Source organism: Parachryseolinea silvisoli (genome assembly GCF_021190955.1).
GTDB lineage: Bacteria > Bacteroidota > Bacteroidia > Cytophagales > Cyclobacteriaceae > Ohtaekwangia > Ohtaekwangia silvisoli.
This window is the reverse complement of sequence record NZ_JAIOAO010000001.1, coordinates 316220-339026: the sequence shown is the minus strand read 5'-3', so window position 1 is coordinate 339026 and position 22807 is coordinate 316220. Positions and strand designations below refer to the sequence as shown.

Sequence of the window (22807 nt, the reverse complement as noted above, 5' to 3'; positions counted from 1 at the left end):
AACGAATAACTCCGGATATTTCCTTACGTATAGAACACAGCGCGCAGGTGGCAGGCGCGCGTCAGGAATGCTTTTTTATTTTGTCACGTATAAAAACAATGCATGACGGAGTTTTCGCTGGACATCATCGCACGCATCGGCGAGTTGTCGCCTGACGGATATATTGTATACGACTATAAAAGCAACATCGTCGAATACTCGAATGCGGTATTTTCGCGCATGGCGGATCAAGAAGCACGCTCGGGTTACTCTCTTTTGTTGCTGCGCCATTTGGTGGCAGAAGATGATGAATTCATAAATGCCTGTATTCGGCAATTTATACGGGAGAACGTCCTTTCAAACATCGAGCTCCGGCTATGCGATAACCGGTATGTTGCAGTGGATGCATATATATTTTCCGATCACCAGTTGATGTTGATCGTCAGGGATGTAACGAAATTAAAAGAATTTCTCAACTATGTATCCGATTTCGGCGCCCGCAAAGATGCCATTCTCGACATGGTATCCCACAACCTGAGCGGGCCGCTGCATATGACCAACAATCTGCTAAACGCGTTGGATCAAACGACCGAAAAGCAACAGTACGACACCATCGCGCAGCATTCACAGCTCATCCGCCAGAACACGCAGCACTGCATAGAAATTATAAACTCTTTTCTCAAGGAAGAGCATTTAGCGTCAGCACGCATTTTTGTGGAATCGGTCCGCTTTGATGTAGTACAGAAAATCAATGTGGTGATTGAACGAATTTCGGCCTTCGATAAAGAAAAGCAGATCGTGCTGGAGTCGGCCCAGGATTCGCTCTTTGTTACGTTGGATGACGTGAAATTCTTCCAGGTAGTGCATAATGTCCTTTCCAACGCCGTGAAATTCACACCTGCCGGTGGCGTCGTGCGTGTCGTTGTCGATTCGTCGGACGATACTTTCACCGTGTCCGTAGAGGACAACGGTGTTGGTATTCCCGAGCATCTGCAGCCGCACATTTTCGAACGGAATACCGCTGCAAGCCGGCCCGGACTGAAGGGCGAAAGATCCATCGGCATGGGACTCTATATTGTCAAAGAGCTTGTCATACTGATGGGCGGCAGCGTCGCACTATCAAGCAAAGAAAATGTTGGAACGTCCGTGGTGATGACGCTTCCCAAAGCACGGTTCGGCGCGGTACGTCATTGATGTTGGGAAATAATTTCCCGCCACTTCGCGGGACATATATAGTAAATCGCCTGGAACAATATTTGTCACGTTGTCAACATACCCTTAATACTATGAATCAACTTAGAAGACCCTTCCAAACGTCGCTGGCAACATTAGCCTGGATCTCTATTTTCATTGGAACATTCCTCGTTGCCTGTGAGGACGATGACGATGACGTTCCGGGAAGAGAAGGTACAACCTTCGTCGATAATCTTGACACACCCTGGGAACTGGCCTTTGCGCCGGATGGACGACTGTTTCTAACCGAGCGGCCAGGTACCATAACAGTAGTGGAAAACGGTGAAAAGAAAGCCTGGTTGAAACTCGACTCTGTAGTACAGGAAGTCGGCGAGTCCGGGCTTCTGGGCCTGACACTCGACCCCGACTTTGCCACCAACCAGTATGTCTATTTCGGTTACACCTATGCCGCGAGCAAAGGCCCGCTTCAACTTGTAAATAAGCTCGTACGCTACAGAGAGGATGCCGCAACGAAGCAGCCCGTATTTGACAAAGTGCTCCTGGATGGGATTCCCGGAAACTATATTCATAACAGCGGTGGACTGGAGTTTGGCCCGGATGGCATGCTGTATTGGGGCATGGGGGAAAGGTATGAGCCTGCACTGGCGCAAGATCTCAGCGAGTTGGTGGGCAAGATTCTACGTCTTACACGCGACGGCGCCGTTCCGCAGGATAATCCTTTTGAGGGATCCTATATATTTTCGTACGGGCATCGGAATCCTCAAGGGCTCGCGTTCCAACCGCAGACAGGCGACCTATGGTCGACCGAACATGGTCCTTCCGATGAGCAAGGCTGTTGCCAGGACGAAATAAACCGTGTCCTTCCCGGAAGAAATTATGGATGGCCCGTAATCCGCGGCAGCCAGCAGCGGGCGGGTATGGAAACACCCGTGTATCACAGTGGTGATACGACGACGTGGGCGCCGACCGGTGGCATTTTTATCAAACAGGGCGACTGGAAAGATTCCTTTGTGTTTACAGGTTTACGCGGCCAGGCCCTCTACCGCGCGGTCTTTGATCCAAACGATCCCGCAAAAATATCCAACGTCGAGCGTTATCTTTATACAAAACTCGGCCGCCTGCGGAACGTTGCCGAGGGCCCGGATGGCAAACTCTACATCGCTATCAGCAATCAGGACGGCCGTGGAGATGTGTTGTCGCTCGATGATCGTATTGTTGTCTACAGTCAGGCAGAACTGGAAGCGAACAAGGACTAGTCGGGTATAAACTGGGATAGCGCTAAAATGTAGTTAACACTATCGATAGCGTAGCGTCTCTTGTATTCGCTACGCTGTCGGCTCGGTTATAACACAACCGGCAGCCTTCATATCTGTTCTGAAAACAGAAACGGTCTCATTTTTTATAACTCGGTCCTTCGAATCGACAAGATATCCCTGATACTTTTTATCGTCTGGGTCGGTGGCGAATGTCAGACAGTCCTCGCTCTTGATAGCGTACCGACGGTTGTTCTGGTCGACAAAGATCATATAAGAAGTCATGCTCATAATCATAGATTTAGACGCACGTCAAGCCGATAAAAAATCGAGCCATCAGCGAGGAAATTCAAGTCATCCGTTGTACGCAGCCTAACTGGTATAGTACATAAGTGTACGAAGTGTTATCGAATACCGGGTAGTTTTGACTGGCGCTATACTGTGCTGCCAGTCCGATCGGGCAGGTCCATCGATTACGTAAAGCGACCGGCGCGCCACGGGCAATGAAATGACGGATTTCCTGGTCTGTTTTGCTTTGTCATGTGGCCGGAACTTAAAGATACAATCTTCCAGTAATGAAATTCCGATAATGGTTTTGAATGGAGGGGCATCGCGATGCCAGTTTATAACCGCTCCGGGCGGATACTCGGTCAGTAACAGCTCTGCCATGTCCACCGCGTTTATACCCAGGAAGGCTGCCGTCTGGAGAAGCAACGGCTCGAAAAACATAGGTATATCTTTTCCCTTTGACAGACGGCGATTGTCGAAACTATAGTCATAACCGAAGCTTTCAGTTTTTCGGTTTGCCTCAAATCCCTGAAAAACCATAGGCTTCAAGGTAATACTACGTATGTGCTGCAACAACGCGGCTTCTTCGTCCATGGAGAGGAAGTCCGCCACGTACCGAAACCCCTGCGGCACCGGCAGTGTGTCAGGAAAAAGATCCATACACCAGGTAGCAAAAATGCGTGCCAACGTGCTGGTTATTGACGTGCAAAGAAGCAAGGTATGGCCCGGCCCGCCGCAGTAATATTTGACGATGATCGTTGCTGCGACTAAACGTTAATGAAAGCGCGTATGGAACGTTGCGATATCAATCTCCTGATTGAAAGAACGCTGCACCTTCAGTGGGATGGAGCGGTCGACAAGGAAGACGAAATCCCCGGCGCTGCCGCGGTTGAGATCCTGAAACTAAAAAGGTGATGATGGACGAATTTATAGGTTCCCCGTGATGATTGAGCTCCTTGAAAAACGAATGAATGAAAATGACGGATAAACGAGATGGTATTCGCACGAAGCGCTTATCCCACGAGCGGCAGCACGAATGTTGCACGCCCGGGGATCATAGCACTACGGAGGGTCTTTGGTGAACGCGAGCTTGCACGATCCTACGCTGTTTCCGTTTTATCGTGACCGCCGACTTTAACGAGCTTATTGTAAATGCCGAAGAGGAGGAAGGGCGCAACCCACTGGCCAACGAAAAGCGCCAGGTGATTTTTTCCGGCGATCTTAAGGCCGAGCGATACCGCCATGGCGCCTACGGAGGTCCAAAGGTAGGCGTCTGAAGGTACCTTGGCAGTTTGTTCCTCTATCATCGTGGCAACAGGCCCTTCTTTGTGTTTACTGCGACGATCCGTCCGCTGAGTGGTTAGCAATTCTGATTCCATGGTGTTAAAATTAAATTGTTAGAAATGGCTTTACGTGGTCATTCGCTTCCGTCACAAAGCGGGAGCGTAGACCCACAGGCGATTACTCTAAATTCATACCGATGGATAGTTGAAACGTATTGTCGCGACCGACGGGGAAGTATAGGGTTAAAATAAGAATCATCGTCTACACTGCTCACAGAATGCGGTCTTTAAACCGCATGTTGAACGCTCGCATGAATATTTCAAAGTTTTCCAGTTTACTTCGCATTCGCACATCTTTGTCGTACGATGTTTGCGCGGCAATGGTTCCGTAAAAATGCGTTCGGATTGACAGCAGCAAATGGTGAAAGAAGATTAGACGTTTGTATTCCGGGTTGTTGCTCACATCCATTTCGTCCGTACCCAGCATGCTGTAGCCCGATCGACAGTAGGCGATACATTCTTCGACCTGCTCGATGAGCAGATCAATGTTGACGTTCTCCTCTTTCAGGAGCTTTACAAACTTTGGAAAGTGATGTGAGATACTCATAAGCAAATCCTGTCGTGGAATAATACACCGGTATGTGAGATCGAACTGGAGAATTGTTCGGCGAAATCGTAAAAAAAGGTGCCATCAGTGTATAAAGGTAAGTGTGTTCCGGGTTTTCCCGGAGTAAATTATAATGGTTTGCGCAGTCATTGCTGCGAAGTACAACGAGGGATCTATGCAGCGGACAGGCACTATTTTTTTCGCGCGATCCCGAAAAAGGAGGAACTATGAAAGCGACAAAGAGAAGTAGCACACCCATGGACCCATCGGATCCGCCACGCGTCGGTACGGGACCCCAGTCCCGTGAAAAACGAAGCGGAGAAACGTCTGAAAATTCAGGAGCGGGAACCGGCGAGAATATCTCTACGAATACACAGACGCAAAAAGATCAAAAGCAACTGGGTGACGAAAGCGCGATCAGCGACGAAACGACAATTTGATATGAGTGGCCTGCTGAAATGCCGATATGAAAAAAAGAAAGCGGGGGAGCCCGCTTTCCTTGTGTTTATTTATGACCGTTCTTCTTGATCTTTGTCTTCAGCTCGGTCAGCGCGTCGGCCATCTCCTGCAGCTCGGGGTCGAGGCCGGGTGAAAACTCTTCCGGCCGTTCGGGGGCTTCCGGAATCGGATAGGATTCGCGCGGCTCTTTAAGCGTGGTCAGCTCGGTGCCATCGTTTGCCGGCGCAGTCCCGGTGTAGATCTGTTCCATCAGCGAGCTATCCAGGCGGAAAGTATACTGCTCGCGGTTGATACCGGCATCGATCAGCTTTTTCACTTCCGGATATTTCGACGAGTCGAACTTAGGGATCGGTAACGCCTTGCCCCAATCGACGCCTAGCGTTTCAAGTGCTTTGGCAAAGGCCATTTCATGCGCTTCGTCACGTGCAATCAGGAAGGACACCGTGGCACGTAATGTTTTGTTGCTGGACATTTCATAGATGCGGCACTTTTGCAGGCGGCCGGTAGACTCTAACACAAGGTTATCCAGCAGATCCAGCACCAGGTTGCCATTACAATGAACGTATGATCCACTCCAGGGATTGCCGGCAGCGTCTACAGGGAGCGAGCCTTGTGCGCCGACAATAAAATGATGCGGGTTCTGCTGCTCTTTCGCCATTTCCATCACGGGATCACCACCCTTGCCAGGTGTTTCGAACTTCTTGCCGTGATACTCGGGAGCACCATCGAGCAAACGTGATATAGTTTTTGAAATCAGCTCTACGTGGCTGATCTCTTCAATGCCAATGCCCTGGATCAGGTCAAGGTACGGCTTGGCGTTGCCTCTGAAATTAAAGCTTTGAAAGAGATATTGCATCATGGTGCGCATCTCTCCGAACTGACCTCCCAGGCCTTCTTGTAAGGCGTTGGCCGCGGATGGATCTGGTTCGTCGTCTACAATCGGGTTGATAAGGTTTTGAACATGATAGAACATAGCATTGTATATTTTAGTGTACTGACATATGTCTTTAATCGTGCCCGATGTTTTAAAGCGACTAACGCTTAGTACTCGGCAACGGTTTCCTCAATGTGCGCGGAAGATTACACGTGTTGTTGACTTCTTGCTGGGGAAGATCATGCGCGAATACGGCCTTCCACGTGTTATGGTATATATGAACGAGAGGCTACTAGGGATTACCCGGACTGTTGGGGTTGAAAAGTGCCGGTCAATCAATTTGTGAAATCTTCGGGATGATTTATACCCCTTTTGGGTAGTTATAGCAAATTACCGCAGGTTCCGCTAGGCCGATATCCCCGTTGTTGCTATATTTCTCGTGATCATTTCACGACACTTTAATGCCATTCTTCAAGAATACTCTCATTATAACGGCCACAGTTATTCAACTATCGACCACCGCCGTCGCCCAAATACCGTCGAGCGCCACAGAGAAAGCTCCGGCCGCCATGATCTGCCTGACGTATGATGATGCCCTGCCATCTCAACTGAAAAACGTGATCCCGCAGCTGAACGCGCTCAAGCTGAAAGCTACATTCTTCATCAATTCAATACCTGGAAGCTCCGACCAGCTCGGCCATGGCTCGCCGTCGCTGATTGCCTGGAAGGCTGCCGCGGCTGAAGGGCATGAGTTGGCCAATCACACATTGTTTCATCCATGCCCGCAGAAACTCGGTTGGGAAAAAGACGTTTCGCTGGAAACATACACGCTCGAAATGCTCCTGTCAGAAATAAAAACGATGCATGCCTATCTGGACGCAATAACAGGTAAAAAGGAAAAAAGAAGCTTCGCGTATCCATGCAACGAAACTACCTTGAACGGTGTCGATTACACCGCCGCCCTCCGCAAGCTGGGGATAGTGTCCTATGGACGCGCTGGCGGCGACCAGCAAAGCATTATCACGGACGTTAAACACACAGACGACTTAAAGATGCCCAGCTGGCATGTCCTGGAGGGCACTTCCGGCGAAGCAATGATTGCGTTTGTCGAAAAGACGATCCGGTCGAACGGCCTCGGAATCTTTCAATTTCACGACGTGGGCGGCGCGCTATTCAACGTATCGAGGGAAGCCCACCAAAACTTACTCGACTATCTGCACGACAATGCACATCGGGTCCGCGTGCTCACATTCTCTGACGCCGTTACGGAAATGAAGAGGATAATCAAATAGCCAGGCCAACGGCAATGTCCGTCACGATTGCTTTACTTTCCATTTTGATTGTGCTTCTGGTTACTGGGTACCTGATCTTCTTCAACGTAATCCCAGTCATAACATGGGCGTGATTGCCAAAACCGAAGAACTACTCGCTCCTCAAATTCCTGGCAGAATCTTCAAGCGCGGCACGCCATCCTGCGCCATGCTGGGAAGCAATATATGAAACACAGCGCCTTGCCCAAGCTCGCTTTCAGACCAGATATAGCCGTCATGCGATTCGACTACCTTTCGCACAATCGACAGCCCAATGCCTGACCCGCGGTATTGCTCAGACGAATGAAGCCTGGTAAATACCATAAAGATCCTGTCGGCATCTTTTTGGTCGAAGCCAATGCCGTTGTCGGTGACCTTGATGTGATGAAATACTTTTTCATAATCGCTTGCCGCACAATACCCCTGGAACTCGCCGCCGGTAGCCAGGGTGGACATTAGGGAGATCGACGGCGCTACGGTCTTCTTGCTATACTTCAATGAATTGCCGATTAAATTTTGAAACAATTGATGCATCTGGCGCTTGCTTGCGAGGACTATAGGTAATGCATGGATATCGATCGTTGCGCTTCTCGTTTCAATTTCCAGTTCCAGGTCCTCCAGCACTGTCTGAAGAACCGTGTTTAAATCAACCTGTTCTTTTTGCGATGTTCCTTTTGCGGCTTGTGAGTAGTCCAGCAAATCTTCGATTAAGTTCTGCATCCGCCGTTGCGCATTTTCGAGACGCTCGAATAATTGTAGCTGAATTTCATTCAACTGCGACCGCATCCCTTCTTTTAAGCGATCGAGATAGAATTGTGATTTGCGAAGTGGCTCGCGTAAGTCGTGTGACGCAGCATAAGCAAACTGTTCAAGGTTTGCGTTGGAATACTGCAGTTCCTCGAGTGTCTTTTCAAGTTTTAATGTTCTGCCTGTTACGAGCGCGTCGAGCCGCTGTTCGGTATCTTTTTGGTCAGTTATGTCGGTGCCGGTGCCATACCAGCTTATCAGGTTTCCATTTTCGATCACCGGCACGCCACGTGTCAGGATCCATTTGTAGTCACCCTCTTTTGTCCTGTAGCGAGCTTCCATGGCGTAGGTGGTATGGCGAGCCAACGCATGGTGCCAGGCATCCACACATCTATCCAGATCGTCCGGATGCAACGCGCTCGTCCACCCAAAACCGTGCGTTTCTTCCGGGGTAAGGCCCGTGGTGCGGTACCACAGCTCATTACAAAAGTCGATGAGGCCTTGCGCGTCTGCTGTCCAGACGATCACCGGCATAGAGTTGGCAAGTTCCTTCCATCTCTTTTCTCCACGCTGTGCGGATTGCTTTGCAACAACTTTCTCTGTCACATCGTACCCCACAGCGATGACGCCCGTTATTTCACCGGCTTCATAAAACGGCTGATAGATGAAGTCGAAATAGTAGGTGTCAACCGCATCGCGCCGTTCAAATTGAATGGGGTACTCACTGGCGCTGAAGGGAGTGCCGGTCCGCCGAACGTTGTCTAAAAGATGGCGGAAACCCTGTCTTTCCAGCTCGGGAAACACCGTGAAAAGGGACTTGCCGAACACCGTTGCGTCCACTTTCCAGACTTTCAATAATGCTTCGTTTGCGAATTCTAACACATACTCCTCACCCCGCACAAAACCGATCACGACTGGTGCCTGATCAAAGATTTTATAAATGCTTTCCATGTTGAATTCCTCTTCGTGCTCTACGTGATTGTTACAGATGCCGGGTTACACGATCGACTGGCATTTATGTCAAACTACCTTCCGGCTTTCTTACAATCCTGAACAATTTGCAGAACGGATTCTCCCTGTTTTATCTTTCAGATGTCGATTTCGGCTGGAAAATAGTATGCCATGCCCCAAAAGTACCGCCGTTGTGTCGATATCCCACCGGTCCATCCGAAGACTTTCCGGGAGCAGTTCCGCGCCATCAGGGATCCGTTGTATTTAAAGCATTTATTGGCCATCTTCCCGCATTCATATGTCACGCTCTTACGGTAAACTGCATGGACTCTCCAACTCCGGCTAAGCTAAATGTTACCCCCGAATTTTTGGCCGGCGGGGGTGAAATGGGCCAGCGCATTCGTGAATATAACTGGGCAAACACCCCACTCGGCCCGGTTGAATCATGGCCACAAAATCTTCGTACCTGCGTGCGCATTATGCTCACTTCCCGTCAGCCTATCTGGATCGGTTGGGGAAAGGAACTGATCAAACTTTACAACGATCCCTATAAGGATATCGTCCGGGGTAAACATCCCTGGGCGCTCGGCGTGCCGGCGTCTGAAGTTTGGAGAGACATCTGGAAGGACATCGGGCCGATGCTCAGGCAGGTGATGGAAGAAGATGAAGGGACGTACGTTGAATGCCAGCTGTTGATCATGGAACGTAACGGGTACCCCGAGGAGACCTATTATACATTCTCCTATACGCCCATTCCCGGCGATCAGGGTGGCACGGCGGGCATGATCTGTGCCAATACCGACGACACGGAGCGTATAATAGGCGAACGTCAGCTGGCAACGTTGACCCTGCTGGCAAAGAACCTGGCGGATTGCGGTTCGGCCGCGGAAGTCATTTCGAACAGCATTAAAACCTTCGAGCAGAATCCCCACGACTTTCCCTTTGCACTGTTCCGCACGGTGTCTAACGACAGCGCAACGCTGGCCGGATCCACAAACCTGGGTGAAGCGGCTTCCCTTGTGCAAGCGGAGGTCGACCTGCGTGCTGATCATGATATTGCGAACACGTTGCGCCACGCCCTGGGTACACGGCAGTTGCAACTATTCGAAGGCGTTACACAGAAGGTGGGCTCTCTGCCCCGGGGCGCCTGGGCCGTGAGCCCTGAAAAATTAATAGTCCTTCCGATCGCACAACCCGCTGCGCAGGTCCCCTACGGACTGCTGATCGTCGGGCTGAACCCTTATCGTCTGCTCGACGAAAAGTACCGCGGCTTTTTTATGCTGGTGGCCGACCAGATCGCCAGTAGCTTCGCCAATGTTCACTCACTCATCCAGGAACGAAAAAGGGCTGAAGCACTCGCTGAGCTGGACAGGGCCAAGACGACATTCTTCGCCAACATCAGTCACGAGTTTCGCACCCCGCTCACGTTATTACTGGCGCCCGTAGAGGATGCCTTGGGCGACCCCAATCTCGATCCCGAAAACAAAGCGAGAATGGACGTGGCGTATCGGAACGCGCTTCGCATGCAGAAGCTCGTGAATACGCTGCTCGAATTCTCACGCATCGAAGCGGGCCGGGTGGAAGGTAAATTCCGGCTGGTCGATATCGCTGCGCTCACGACGGACCTGGCCAGTACGTTCCGGTCAGCGGTCGAGCGCGCCGGCATGCAGCTGAACGTGGTGTGCCGCCCGGTAACGGACCCGGTATATGTCGATCCGGACATGTGGGAGCGCATTGTTCTTAATCTGGTATCGAACGCGTTCAAATACAGCAAGCAAGGCGACATTACCGTCTCTGTCGGTCAGCGCGGCGATGCTGTCGAAGTATCCGTGGCCGATACGGGCATTGGCATACCGGCCGGGCAGCTGGATAAAATATTCAGCCGGTTCCACCGTGTGGATAATCCAGGAGGCCGCAGCGAGGAGGGATCCGGCATCGGTCTTGCCATGGTGAAGGAGCTGGTCAAACTACATTTCGGTAAGATCACTGTAACCAGTGTGCCGGGTGAGGGCTCTGTGTTTACAGTGTCCATCCCCGTCGGAACGGGTCACTTGAACAGTGAGCAAATTGAAGCGTCATCCAACCCAGGCGATCTTTTCAAGCACTCCACGGCGTTTGTTGAAGAGGCGCTGAAATGGCTCCCTGCTGAATCGTCACGCGAGCGCCAACCGAACCACCGCAGTGGAACGCAGGAAGACAGAAGCAAAGTACTGCTGGCCGACGACAACGCCGATATGCGCGGTTACCTGGCGCGGCTCCTATCCGAGCAGTTCGAAGTAATAACGGCAGCGGACGGCGAAGATGCTTTGCGGAAAGTCCTCGAATTCCGGCCTGACCTGGTGCTCTCGGATATCATGATGCCGCGGCTGGACGGATTCGGACTGCTGAAAAAAGTACGCAGCCACCCCGAAGTTAAAAATACACCGCTGATCTTTTTGTCGGCACGTGCGGGTGAAGAGGCAAAGGTAGAGGGACTCGATGCCGGTGCGGATGATTACCTGGTCAAGCCGTTCTCTGCGCGTGAGCTGATGGTACGGGTGAGCAATCATATTCGTATTAACCAGGTCCGGCGTGAAACCGAGCTGCAGTTTTACCGGCTTTTCCTGGAGGCACCCGCCATCATAAACGTGTTCAGAGGTAAGGATTTTCGGTACGAATTGTTTCATCCGAAGAACAAGGAAATTTTCGGCGATGTCGACTTCACGGGCATGGCCCTGTTGGATGCCCTTCCCGAGCTGAAAGATCAGCCGATCATGCAGCAGCTCAACGAAGTCTATAATGAGGGGAGAACCATCTATGAAAATGAAAGGCACGTGACATTCGCGGGTCACGGCGGACCGCCCAGAGAGTGCTACTTCAACTATATTTATCAGCCATGGTACGACCTGAAAGGCAACATCCAGGGTGTGCTGAATTTCGCCATCGACGTCACCGAGCAGGTTCGGACGAGAAAGATGATCGAGGACAGCGAACGACAATTCCGCCTGGTGCTAACGGGCTCGCCTAGTATATTCCTGTTTCTGCAGGGCCGCGAGATGCGCATTACGTTTGTGAACGAGCCGCTGCTGGCCTCCTGGGGAAAAACGGATGAGATCGTGGGAAAAACGTTACTGGAGGTGCTGCCCGAGATGGCCGGTCAACCGTTTCCCCGCCTCCTCGATGAGGTGTTCACTACGGGCAATGCCTACCACGGGAAAGAAGAGAAAGCTGTTATATATAAAGATGGCGTTGCCCACGAAGTGTATTATAACTATTTGTACCAACCCATCCAGGAGCCCAACGGCCCGGTTACTGGCGTGAACGTCATGGCGACCGACATTACGGCGCAGGTCATTGCCCGCCGGGAAATTGAAGACAGCGAGCGAAAATACCGTGCTCTGTCAGAGCATCTTGAAGCGATTGTGGAAGAAAGAACCGTCGAGCTGCGCCGATCGAATGACGACCTTCAGCAGTTTGCGCACGTTGCCAGCCACGACCTCAAGGAGCCGGTGCGGAAGATGACGACGTTCATCAACCGGCTCGATGACGAATATGGCGAGTCGTTGCCCGAATCAGGCAAAATATACCTCGACAAAATGCGCAGGGCATCGACGCGGATGTACGATATGATCGACGGTGTTTTGAAATACTCCTCGGTCAATGAGGGCGGGCAGGAAATAGAGTCAGTCGATCTGAATGACATTATCACCAGCATTGAAGCCGACCTGGAACTATTGTTCCAGCGGAAGCACGCCGTCCTTGAGAAGGGTAACTTGCCGGTCATCGACGGTGCGCGGATTCTCGTGTACCAGCTGTTCTACAACCTAATCAACAACGCGCTAAAGTTCTCAAAAAGCGAGCCACGCATCGTCGTTTCCGCGAAAGTCAATGGAAGCGCCGCCACGCCTACGGCGGAGGTAACGGTACAAGACAATGGAATCGGCTTCAGCCAGGTGTACGCTGAAAAGATCTTCGACGCTTTCTCGCGGTTGCATCCCAAAGACCGGTACGAGGGGACGGGTCTGGGATTGGCACTATGTAAAAAAATAGTCGAACGTCACCATGGAACCATCCGTGGAACCAGTGAAGAAAATAAGGGAAGCGCTTTTATCGTAACGTTGCCCATCAAACAGCGAAACACTATATTATAATATGTCTAAAGCTACTAAGATTCTCCTCGCGGACGATGATAGAGACGATCGCGAAATTTTTTCCGATACATTGGCCTCGGTCGACGCCAACGTGGTATACGAAGGTGTCGAAGACGGCGGGGAGGCTATCGAAGCGCTCTCGGATGACGCGAATAGACCCAATATAATTTTTCTCGATATTAATATGCCGGTCATGAATGGATGGGATGTGCTGAGAAAACTGAAGGGCGACAGTACGTATGATGATATCCCGGTAATTATATATTCGACATCATCCGGCGAAAAAGAAAAAAGAACCGCGTTCGATTTAGGCGCGCTTTGTTTTGTTACAAAACCGGATAGTGTGAAGTTGATAAAAGCCATGCTGGAGATCGTGATCTCGAAGGTGAAAAGCAACGACGTTTCGCCCCAATTGTGCAGGGAGATTCAACGTTTACTCAGACAAGCCTGATTTACACCTGCGTTCTCAGACCTATGGAACGTCGCTCAAAAAAGTAGTTTTATCCATCACATTGCTCCCAAAATTTTGGCGGCGCCCATGTAGTCCAGCAATTCGACTTTGTCGTTTGCGTAGAGCGCGCCAAAGCGCACAGCAATCGAGAGCACGAGTGTATACGAGTCGTCGGGTGGCGTCATGTTCGCGGTTAACTCCAGCGTAATGGGCGGTGCCCCGCTTTTAGCCGGATACCACGGGCTGGATACCGACACCGGCGTGTACATGCCATCAAACCATGCGGGTGGGCCATAGGCTGCACGGGCCTCGTTATAAAGGATGTCGGGTACGATGCCCAGCACAGCCGTGACGCAAAAGAAAGGCTGCTGATTAGCCGGATTGAAATTAGTACCGCGAATCAGCTCGGGCAGCTCAATGTGCGCCGAGCGCGTTTCCCGCGCGATAGACCAGCGTACCGTGGCAGGCATGATGGTGTCATAGGTGTTTTGTTTGTTTAAGGGAAAGCCTTGCAACAGGCTCGGAACGGAAGACAACCTCAACGCACGCTTGCCCAGCGCGCCTTCCGTATCCTGTCCCTTAACATGTTTTAATATGCTATTCAGTCGCGCGGTAATGTTGTAGTTTGATACGGTGCGGTTGGCGCCGAGCATAAAACGTATATATTTTCCCAGCGCGGCGCTGCCACCGAACTCCTGCCGATGCAGGCGGTTAAGCGCATAGGCTTTTGCGTTGTTGACCGTTTCTTTTTTGGGCCCGCCTTTTCGGCGCAGAATAATTTTGTCTGAGCCTTTTATTTTATAGGCGCTAAAATCGCCGAGGCTGCCGGTAAAGGTGATGTCTTTCAGAAATGCCATATTGTTATTTAAAAATTGGTTGCAAAGTTCTGCGCCCAGGCCGGACCGTGCCAGTTTCCTTTCGCCTGGCCATACGCCCTGCCTATGGATGTCCCATGGATGTTCCAACCCTTTAAAGGGTAAGGACATCCGTAGTACATCTATGGGACATCTATAGGACATCCGTTTGGATCACCCGAAGTATACTGGGAGTAGGTGGCTACTTTTTGGAAACTTCTTCGCCATTGCCGGCCCCCGATAGTCCGCGTTGTAAACTAACGGAAAAATGTTTCAAAAAGATGTGTTGGCAACCTGTCAGAAATGATACTACATGTGGTTTCCAGGTGTACCGGAGGTGAACCGGTCGTGACAGGAAAGGATTTTCAGCTATATATCACGGTGTGACGCTGCGCGCTAGTTACTCAGATGGCGTATGACCTCGTCTTCCGAGATCCTGGCATGCTGACAGTATTCCTGGACGGTGATAGGCTGGCCGGGTGCTTTGCCTATCTCCAGGCGAATCCGGGCAATCATCGTTCGTGCCTGGCGTTCACTTTTGCCGGTCAGACGCGCGACATCTTTCGAGTATAACATGATCCGGTCGAATTTCATATTCAAATATACGCATATATACTATTTAAGATACATCCACTGCAACGCGTTGCGGAAGTTTTATACCATTTCCGGAAGTTTTAGGAAGTTTCGGCTATCCGCGGAAGTGTCGCTTTCATAATCAAGCTATACATCGCTTTTTTGTGCTGTTGTTGCAACGACGGCTTAACCGAAGTGTGCCAGACACAACGGATCAATAATCATGAATAGTATATATGGCAAGACAAGATGGAGTGCTTTTATTGAAAGGCGAACTGGGTGGTTTGTCTTTTTACAAAACCGCGCAAGATGGATACCTGGCGCGTCAAAAGGGTGGCGTGGACGCAAAGCGTATTCGCACAGAAGCGAGCTTTGCCCGTACCCGGGAGAACGGCGCCGAGTTCGGTCGCGCCGGCCAGGCGGGGCGGCTGCTGCGCACAGCGTTTCGCGCGTTGGTGCGAAACTCTTCCGATAGCCGGGTCGTCAGCCGCCTCACGCAAAAGTTCGCGGAGGTGATCCACGCCGATACCACGAGCTTGCGCGGCGCGCGGAACGTCGTGGACGGCGACATGAGCAAGTTGCAAGGCTTCGAGTTTAACATCGACGGTAAGCTTCGGCAGACGTTGCTGGCGCAGTATAGCGTGCAGGTGGATCGTGCCGCAGGATCGGTCACGATCAACGTGCCGCAGTTTGTGCCGGCCGAGCTGATCGCTGCACCGGTAGGCGCTACAAACTTCCACCTGGTGGCGAGCGTGTCGGCGCTGGACTTTGCCGGCGACCGCTATATCAGCGTGGTTGCCGAGAGCGAGGAGACCCTGACGACGCTGGAAGTGCCCGTGGCGATCAACCTGCCGTCGCAAGTGGCTGCCGGTGGTGTGAACCCGTTGGTGGTGGTACTGGGCATCGAGTTCTCGCAGGTATGTAACGGCGCCATGTACGCGCTCAACGACGGCGCGTTCAACGCACTGGCTGTTGTCGCGGTTGATGCAGAAGCGTAAGTATAATGGAGCTGGAGCTGTTCAGGACCTATTACCCTGACGGAACCAATGGGGAGATTCGACACGTAGGCCTATTGATATGCCACACGATCGAGCTCCCCTGGCTCCGATATTGTAGTAACATGTATAACCAATAAAGCAACATGAACATAGTAGACAGAGTAAAAGCGCCCACGCCCAAGTTCTTCCGTGTGCTGCGCGCGGTCGGGCTGTCGCTGGTGGCCGCCAGTGGAGCGATCATTGCCGCACCCGTGGCGGTGCCGGCGGTGCTCGTGACCGTGGCGGGATATCTCACCGTAGCGGGTACGGTGTTGACAGCAGTGAGTCAAACGGCAGTGGAGAAAGAGGAAGGTGCGCCGGCGCCAGACGACGGTCCGGAGGAGAATGTATAGTCGGATGAGTAGTTAGGTAAGGGCCCCGTGAAGGGGCCCTCTTTTTTGCTTGCAGGAGTGCCCCACAGAGACTGGCGTTAGCGAGGCGGCACGTTCGGCGCCGCATTCGAAACTTCATCAAATTGTCGTGTGACCGTATTGATAATGTCAGCGATCGGCTGTACACGCTTTACGTGCTCAATGGCCGGGCCGGCACACCACACTGTTTTATAGGTAGCTCCGAACGCAGCTTTTTCAACCGCTTTCATCCCACGGAAAGCAATGAGCATTTTAGCATACTTCTTTAAGGTCTTGTTGCTATTGAGGATTAACTCCAAAAGATTAGCTTTTGTACCGAGCTGTTGCACGTAGGGTGTGTTGATGACCGTGAGCGGTGAGCCGGAGAGCTTCGTAGTCATGACAATGTCTTTTTCTCCATAATCGATCATCGCCTGTTTGTATTCCGGTGTGATATCCGATTCTTCGCAAGCGATAAAAATAGTTCCGATCGATGCTCCCGCTGCACCCCAGTCGAGCACTTGTTTAAGATCTTTCCCTGTCGCAACGCCCCCCGCAGAAATTATGGGAATGCTGCAGTTGTTCTTTAATAGGGTAACAAGTTCATAAGGTGAAATTGAGCCGGCATGTCCTCCTGCCCGGTTGTTTACCGCAATCAACGCGTCTGCACCCATCGCCTCAACTTTTTTCGCGTATTTCAAGTCAACAACATCACAAAAGACTTTTATTCCCAACGGCTTGCATTGCTCAATCACTTCCTGGGGGCTACCCAGGGAAGTTATAATGAAATCAATTTTTAACTCCAGCAACGTTTTGAGTTGTGATTTATACTTAAGATTGGATTGGTTTACGATGAGATTCACACCAAACGGTTTATCGGATGCTTGCCGGATCGCACGAATGGCGGCTCTAAGCTCCTCGTCCGTTCTATAATTAAGCGCCGGAAACGCCGCCGTTATGCCACTTTGCAATGCGGCAATAATCATTCGAGTGTTCGAGATGAGGAACATCGGTGCTAAAATGATCGGATACCGGATTCCCAGCAGTTTGTCAAGGGTTGTCATTTGCCAAATATAGGAAAGCCTTAGTTAGGTCCTTTTATGACACGACGAATAACCGTGCTGCGATCGTGGGATGTACCGGCTTTGAAGTAATATACGCCATCGCCCATGCCAGCGGGGTTAAATACAGCAAGATGGGTGCCCGGGGTAACATGATCCTGTTCAATACGCGCGACGCGCTGGCCGAGCGAATTGAAGAGCTCCAGGGTAACCTGGCAGGGACTACTTACCGCATACTCCAGCTTCAACTCGCTGGTAAAGGGATTAGGGTATGCCCGCAGGGAAAAACTCTTCTCTCTAGCTTCCTCGCCTATCGCTGTCACGACATTGGGCATGTTGGCGTCCAGCCAGGAAGTGCGCTGACGCACCCAGTCTTTCAGCCAGTCAACTTCTTGCTGGTACGTATCTCCCACATAGAAGTTAGGCCAGATCTTCACGCCCAATACAGGCCACTTTGCGAAATTGCGCCCCACGGCTTCATCGTCGAGTACATTGGCAACAGAATCGATATAGCTGTGTATAGCCGATGTACTGAAAACACCGGCGCGCAACTCCTCCCATCGCAGGGCGAGGCGTTCCCTGAAATTCGGATCCATCAGCAGACGCTTCCACCAGAATGGAACGAGAAATCCGTCATCGCTGCAAACGCTGTTGAAATTGTACATCCATCCCGATACCGGTGCTCCCTGGCAATAGTCGGCGTTACCAAAGGCAAGATTAAAATCCCATACAGGGCCCATAACCATCTTACCTCCTTTGGAATCCTTATCCTTGTACATGAACGTACTCAGCCTGTATCCATCTACATTCTTACTGAGTTCGTTTATGATCAGGAAATCGACAAAAGAATTGACGTCGATGTACCTTGCATAACCATTCGTCTCGTCCTGATAGGTGCTGCCATTTAACGTAGTTTCAAAATTCCGGATAAACGTTTGAATATACTGCCGCTGCTCACTCACGATCTCATCGTATTCAGGGTATTCGTACTGGAAAGAAACAGACTGGTTACCACTGCGGTTTGGCGGAGCAATCTGCGAGGAGAAACCATTTCCGCTGTCGCCCGTGTATTTATCGATCTTTAGAATATAACCGCCGGTAAGATCGTCGCCGCTAATCTCTTCCGGGTCGAGCTTGCTGATATCCACGCGGTTCTTGTCGCGCTTGATCTTTTCCGTCAGCATGTAAATTCCCATGTACACGTTCTCTTTTGCAGGAACTCCCTCGATAACAACATTTTTTTTCATCACCAACTCGCAAAAGCGTGTCCGCGCCGCATAACGCCCGAGGTCGCGGCCGAGCTTATAGGCTAATGCATCGCGCATTAAACTTTTGTCGTTGTACGTGGCGACAAGCGCCCAGTCCTCTTCTGCAGGCATGCCCAGCAAGGACGAGCTGACGCCTTCACCAGAATCATCGCGCAACTCCAGACCATACGGTTTCTTTGGAAAGTTCTGGGAGGTGGAGCCGCGAAGCTCGATGCCGATCTTGCCGACATATCCATTAAAGGCATCGCTCATGTTATTACGTTGTCCCGGGCCGTTATCAATAATGCCCAGATCGGCCGTGATCTTGGGGTCATCGAGAATAGCCTGGCCGTGGGTATCAATAACCAGAATAGGAAGATTGGAAGAGGTAAAATCAACCTGTCCGTATACGGAAAAACCAAAAAGACAGGAGGCATACGTTAGAAAGCGTAAATAACAAAGCATAGGCAGTAAATTGAATTCAGTACAATGTAGGCTTTTGTCGCCATCTTTTAGCATGCTGCAGGTTGCCACGCTTCTTTTCAAAATGTTCAAAATCTTTTACCATTGCCAAGCCACGTCAAAAAATTTGATAACCTTCGCAGCGAGTTTAGAGAATCAAACTTCGGAATGCCCCGCGATAACCGGTGCTAAATTCATACCTTGGTAACCCCTATACGGAAAGTATGGAGCATTTTCTGGACCGCTTTAAGCAAAACCGTAAGCTGGCTATCCGCATGGTGTCGCCGGGCTTTGGGCACCTGTCGTCGCAGGTGGTGTCTGCGTTTGGTGCCACGCACCGGAATGCACATTACTTCTTTCTCCTGATGCTGCAGGGTAGTGCGCGACATGTGATCGACCTGCAGCCATACGATGTTGGAAGCAACGAATTGCTTTTTATCCTGCCGAACCAGCTTCATGAGCTGCCCAAGGAGAAAAGGGGAGGAGACTATTTTAAGATCGGGTTTGATGAGAATTGTCTTTCGCTATTGCCCCGGCAATATCCTTTCCTGGTCAACCCGCTAAACAGTCAAAAGATTCACCTCGCACCCGCCGCCGTCGCCAGGCTTAAACCGATCGCGGAGATCTTGCTCGGTTTATTAAGCACGATGGACGGCGACCCCGAGCTGATCGTGGCACATTTGAACAGCCTGTTAACCGAGATCAACGCCGCGTATTTCGCCGCCGACAAAAGCCCTGTCGACAACAGGCTGTCCAAGTACATTGCGTTTAAAGTCTTCGTTGAAAATAACCTGACCGATCATCCGAAGGTGGAGGCCATCGCGGAAGAGCTTGCGCTCAATCCGAACAGCTTATATACTATCGTAAAACACTATTCCGGTCAATCGCCGAAAGAATTCATGACCCATCGCCTGATCCTCGAGGCCCGGCGCCGGTTATATTATGGTGAAAGCACTTCGGTCAAAGAGCTTGCGTTTGAGCTCGGCTTCAGCGATCCCGATTATTTCTCGCGCTTATTTAAAAAGGTCACGGGCCAGACCGTGGCGGCCTTCTTTCAGGATTTGTCCAGCAACGAATAGATTTTGTCCGGCGCTTCTGTGACGGTTCTGTCAACCTTTGGGGCATGAAAAACTCGAAGCTATGAACAGAACAATGGGAACAAACGGACCATCAGTATCCGCGGTAGGATTAGGCTGTATGGGCATGTCCGGTGCGTACGGCCAATCGGACGAACAAGAAGCCATCGCCACACTGGAGCGGGCCCTGGAACTGGGCCATAATTTTTTAGATACTGCCGACTACTACGCCATCGGCCACAATGAAGAACTGATTGGCCGGGTCATTCAGGGTAAACGCGACAAAGCATTCCTCTCCGTCAAAACGGGACAGCTTGTGACCGCAGCGCCCAACGGCGGTATGGCGCCGGGTCCGGTGCATACACATCCCGACTATCTTCGCCATACCGTATTCTACAGCCTCCGCCGGCTGAAGACAGATTATATAGATCTATACACACCGGCGAGAGTCGATCCGAAGATTCCCATCGAAGAGGCCATTGGCGCCCTGGCGGATCTTGTGCAGAAAGGGGTCATCCGGTATATAGGTCTCTCGGAAGCTTCGGCTGAATCGATCCGGAAGGCTGCCGCGGTGCATCCCATTGCCGCCCTGCAAATTGAATACTCGCTGTGGAGCCGTGACATCGAAGCGGACGTATTGCCGACACTTCGTGCGCTGGGTATCGGTCTGGTGGCCTATGCGCCGCTGAGCCGTGGCTTCTTAAGCGGTGATTTCCAGAAGCCGGAAGACATTAAAGATAGCCGGGTGAACATGCCGCGTTTTCAGGGCGACAATTTTTACAAGAACCTGGAGCTGGTGAACCAGGTAAAAAACATGGCTGCTGAGAAAGGCTGCACACCCGCGCAGCTGGCGATTGCCTGGGTACTGGCGCAAGGGGACGATGTCATCACCATTCCCGGCTCGAAACGGATCGAACACCTGGAAGAGAACATTGCTTCTGAAAATATACTGTTAAGCAAAGAGGACTTACAACGCCTGGCGGCGATCATGCCGGTAGGGGTGGTCTCCGGGACGCGATATCCGGAGAGATTCCTGGGTGCGTTGAATCGGTAATTGTTCAAGCGCAAGTGGGGAAAGGTATAAAAAAGAGAGGCTGCTCCACAGGAGACAGCCTCTGCTGGTTTACGACGGGCTAATGTCGTGTTAGCGCTTATCGGGCGTCTCGGGGGAGAACGTAAACAGGTTGAATTGCTGGCGGAAGCGCGAGCGTATACGGTCACCGTAGGCGGCTTCCAGGTCGTTTGCGTGGTAGTTGGTGGTGATGTGTGTGATCATGCCTTGCGCGACGTAAAGCTCGTGGCGGCTTAGCATGATTTCGCCGAGTACATTGCATTCATTGCCAAAGTATTTCAGGTTGCGTTCCGAGCCGAGGTCGTCGAAGCAATAGATCTTGGGGCGGTCGCGGTAGTAGGACAAGCGGCTATACCGTTGAATGACGGTATAGCCTTCTTCCATGAACTCGAAGCCGATATCGCGGCAGCCACGCATGATGAAGTTGCGCTCGGGACCTGGAATGTACGTCATCAGCGTCATAAGGGCAGTCTTGCCGCAGCCGACCGGTCCCGACAACAGGAGGCCTTTGTCCAGGTCGATTTCGAGTCGGCTGGCTTGTTTTTCGTACTTCAGGAAATAGATTAGCAACTTATAGATCAGGCGATGGTCTACAGCGTGCAGGCGGAATTTTGGACCATAAAGCTCCTGGCCTCGTTTCTCAAGAAAGCTCAGGCACCAGGTGAAGTCGGAGGATGACATCGGTGTAGCGTGTTAGAGTTTGATATTATAGTTTTTTGTAACGCCGGGTGTACCGGGTGTTTGCAGTGATCCGGGTGTAGGGCCGCCAGGTTGTAGGGCCTTAAAGCGGCGGGAATTGCGAAGCCACGCTTCGGCAGTGGAGTGCCAGTTTTTTACGGGCAGGTTATTGCCCTTGACCCAGTCGACGGCATTGTAGTGGTGGAAAAAATGCGCCGCTTCGCTTTCGGTGGAGTTGATAGAAAGAAAAAATGCGATAACCTCTTCCAGGCTTTCCGGTGTTCCCCGGCCAGCCTTTGTTTTTGCATTTCGAACATTCTCTTGTTCTATCTTATCTTCTGTGGGTGTGGCTGTGTTTACACCGTTTGTATTATTTGCATTGTTTATATTGTTTGTTATATAAGGTCCCACCTCCGGTACAGGCGCGGTACCGCCGCCGTTACCACTTTTGACAGGTCGCGGCTCACTGCCCTTACCACTTTTGACACGACGTTGAACATTGGCGGCAACCACCTCGAGCGGATACACCTCCACCATGCTGGTCACGTTCGAGCTGGATGATGGTAAATAGCGGAAATAACCCCAGCGACTGAGCTCATGCATGCAACGCACGAACGTATTTTTCGAACCGACCCTGGCGACTTTCATGATCTCCTCGCGGATAATGGAGACCGGATTGTTCCAGCGCATCTCATTCCAGTGAAGGAATATTGCCTCATAGATCGCCACGTGACTCTGGCGGATTTCTTTGTCCCGATAGAATTCCCGGCGTATACCAAGGTAGTGATGAATGAAATTGGTTTCTGATGTGTCAAACATATTGGATTAATTAGGTTTACCGTAAATGAAATAAACATTCGCATGCAGCGAT

At 51.2% G+C, this 22807-nt stretch carries 23 protein-coding genes; 12 read left to right on the top strand and 11 right to left on the bottom strand.

What is annotated here, in order from left to right; genetic code table 11:
- Positions 1-102: 102 nt before the first annotated feature.
- Together K7P01_RS01445 and K7P01_RS01440 are read left to right on the top strand one after the other, a co-directional pair.
- A complete protein-coding gene (locus K7P01_RS01445) occupies positions 103-1173 on the top strand; it encodes a sensor histidine kinase (protein ID WP_267289086.1) in 1071 nt (356 codons plus the stop codon).
- A gap of 92 nt (positions 1174-1265) precedes the next feature.
- A complete protein-coding gene (locus K7P01_RS01440; protein ID WP_267289084.1) occupies positions 1266-2429 on the top strand; it encodes a PQQ-dependent sugar dehydrogenase in 1164 nt (387 codons plus the stop codon).
- Between the two features lie 69 nt (positions 2430-2498).
- Here K7P01_RS01440 and K7P01_RS01435 read toward each other — a convergent pair whose 3' ends face one another.
- Positions 2499-2717, bottom strand: a complete 219-nt coding sequence (locus K7P01_RS01435; RefSeq protein WP_267289082.1) for a hypothetical protein — start codon at positions 2715-2717, stop codon at positions 2499-2501.
- A gap of 81 nt (positions 2718-2798) precedes the next feature.
- Positions 2799-3374, bottom strand: coding sequence for an alpha-ketoglutarate-dependent dioxygenase AlkB (locus K7P01_RS01430; RefSeq protein WP_267289080.1), 576 nt, complete (start codon positions 3372-3374; stop codon positions 2799-2801).
- 117 nt (positions 3375-3491) lie between these two features.
- Between K7P01_RS01430 and K7P01_RS01425 the strand changes: the two genes are divergently transcribed.
- Complete coding sequence (locus K7P01_RS01425; protein ID WP_267289078.1) at positions 3492-3629, top strand: hypothetical protein; 138 nt, start codon at positions 3492-3494, stop codon at positions 3627-3629.
- Between the two features lie 206 nt (positions 3630-3835).
- Positions 3836-3991, top strand: coding sequence for a hypothetical protein (locus K7P01_RS32035; RefSeq protein WP_397310507.1), 156 nt, complete (start codon positions 3836-3838; stop codon positions 3989-3991).
- Between the two features lie 277 nt (positions 3992-4268).
- Here the strand turns inward: K7P01_RS32035 and K7P01_RS01415 are convergent, their stop codons facing one another.
- A complete protein-coding gene (locus K7P01_RS01415; protein ID WP_267289073.1) occupies positions 4269-4604 on the bottom strand; it encodes a hypothetical protein in 336 nt (111 codons plus the stop codon).
- 227 nt (positions 4605-4831) lie between these two features.
- Here K7P01_RS01415 and K7P01_RS01410 point away from each other — a divergent pair, with 227 nt between their 5' ends.
- Positions 4832-5044: a hypothetical protein gene (locus K7P01_RS01410; RefSeq protein WP_267289071.1), complete on the top strand. Its 213-nt coding sequence runs from the start codon at positions 4832-4834 to the stop codon at positions 5042-5044.
- Positions 5045-5109: 65 nt separating this feature from the next.
- Here K7P01_RS01410 and K7P01_RS01405 read toward each other — a convergent pair whose 3' ends face one another.
- The gene (locus K7P01_RS01405; protein ID WP_267289069.1) at positions 5110-6036 is read right to left on the bottom strand and encodes a manganese catalase family protein; all 927 of its coding nucleotides are present in this window, start codon (positions 6034-6036) and stop codon (positions 5110-5112) included.
- A 362-nt stretch (positions 6037-6398) separates the two neighbouring features.
- Between K7P01_RS01405 and K7P01_RS01400 the strand changes: the two genes are divergently transcribed.
- Positions 6399-7229, top strand: coding sequence for a polysaccharide deacetylase family protein (locus K7P01_RS01400; RefSeq protein ID WP_267289067.1), 831 nt, complete (start codon positions 6399-6401; stop codon positions 7227-7229).
- 141 nt (positions 7230-7370) lie between these two features.
- Here the strand turns inward: K7P01_RS01400 and K7P01_RS01395 are convergent, their stop codons facing one another.
- Entirely contained in the window at positions 7371-8945 is a 1575-nt protein-coding gene (locus tag K7P01_RS01395) for a sensor histidine kinase (RefSeq protein WP_267289065.1), read from the bottom strand.
- A gap of 323 nt (positions 8946-9268) precedes the next feature.
- Between K7P01_RS01395 and K7P01_RS01390 the strand changes: the two genes are divergently transcribed.
- Both K7P01_RS01390 and K7P01_RS01385 read left to right on the top strand, forming a co-directional pair.
- Positions 9269-13075 carry an ATP-binding protein gene (locus tag K7P01_RS01390; protein ID WP_267289063.1) on the top strand — a complete coding sequence of 1269 codons (3807 nt, stop codon included), beginning with the start codon at positions 9269-9271 and terminating at the stop codon, positions 13073-13075.
- A 1-nt stretch (position 13076) separates the two neighbouring features.
- Complete coding sequence (locus K7P01_RS01385; protein ID WP_267289061.1) at positions 13077-13526, top strand: response regulator; 450 nt, start codon at positions 13077-13079, stop codon at positions 13524-13526.
- A gap of 56 nt (positions 13527-13582) precedes the next feature.
- On the opposite strand, the gene K7P01_RS01380 is transcribed toward K7P01_RS01385, so the two are convergent.
- Entirely contained in the window at positions 13583-14383 is an 801-nt protein-coding gene (locus K7P01_RS01380; RefSeq protein ID WP_267289059.1) for a hypothetical protein, read from the bottom strand.
- A gap of 393 nt (positions 14384-14776) precedes the next feature.
- Positions 14777-14974: a hypothetical protein gene (locus K7P01_RS01375; protein ID WP_267289057.1), complete on the bottom strand. Its 198-nt coding sequence runs from the start codon at positions 14972-14974 to the stop codon at positions 14777-14779.
- A gap of 215 nt (positions 14975-15189) precedes the next feature.
- Between K7P01_RS01375 and K7P01_RS01370 the strand changes: the two genes are divergently transcribed.
- Both K7P01_RS01370 and K7P01_RS01365 read left to right on the top strand, forming a co-directional pair.
- The gene (locus tag K7P01_RS01370) at positions 15190-15951 is read left to right on the top strand and encodes a hypothetical protein (RefSeq protein ID WP_267289055.1); all 762 of its coding nucleotides are present in this window, start codon (positions 15190-15192) and stop codon (positions 15949-15951) included.
- 143 nt (positions 15952-16094) lie between these two features.
- The gene (locus tag K7P01_RS01365) at positions 16095-16343 is read left to right on the top strand and encodes a hypothetical protein (protein WP_267289053.1); all 249 of its coding nucleotides are present in this window, start codon (positions 16095-16097) and stop codon (positions 16341-16343) included.
- Positions 16344-16420: 77 nt separating this feature from the next.
- Here the strand turns inward: K7P01_RS01365 and K7P01_RS01360 are convergent, their stop codons facing one another.
- Positions 16421-17404 carry an NAD(P)H-dependent flavin oxidoreductase gene (locus K7P01_RS01360; RefSeq protein ID WP_267289051.1) on the bottom strand — a complete coding sequence of 328 codons (984 nt, stop codon included), beginning with the start codon at positions 17402-17404 and terminating at the stop codon, positions 16421-16423.
- A 20-nt stretch (positions 17405-17424) separates the two neighbouring features.
- Positions 17425-19113 (bottom strand): CotH kinase family protein, encoded by a 1689-nt coding sequence (locus K7P01_RS01355; protein WP_267289049.1) that lies wholly within the window; start codon positions 19111-19113, stop codon positions 17425-17427.
- A 221-nt stretch (positions 19114-19334) separates the two neighbouring features.
- Here K7P01_RS01355 and K7P01_RS01350 point away from each other — a divergent pair, with 221 nt between their 5' ends.
- Positions 19335-20189, top strand: coding sequence for an AraC family transcriptional regulator (locus K7P01_RS01350; protein ID WP_267289047.1), 855 nt, complete (start codon positions 19335-19337; stop codon positions 20187-20189).
- Between the two features lie 61 nt (positions 20190-20250).
- Complete coding sequence (locus tag K7P01_RS01345) at positions 20251-21240, top strand: aldo/keto reductase (protein WP_267289045.1); 990 nt, start codon at positions 20251-20253, stop codon at positions 21238-21240.
- Between the two features lie 90 nt (positions 21241-21330).
- Here the strand turns inward: K7P01_RS01345 and K7P01_RS01340 are convergent, their stop codons facing one another.
- Positions 21331-21939: a P-loop NTPase family protein gene (locus K7P01_RS01340; protein WP_267289043.1), complete on the bottom strand. Its 609-nt coding sequence runs from the start codon at positions 21937-21939 to the stop codon at positions 21331-21333.
- Positions 21940-21951: 12 nt separating this feature from the next.
- Positions 21952-22755: a hypothetical protein gene (locus K7P01_RS01335; protein WP_267289041.1), complete on the bottom strand. Its 804-nt coding sequence runs from the start codon at positions 22753-22755 to the stop codon at positions 21952-21954.
- Positions 22756-22807: the final 52 nt, after the last annotated feature.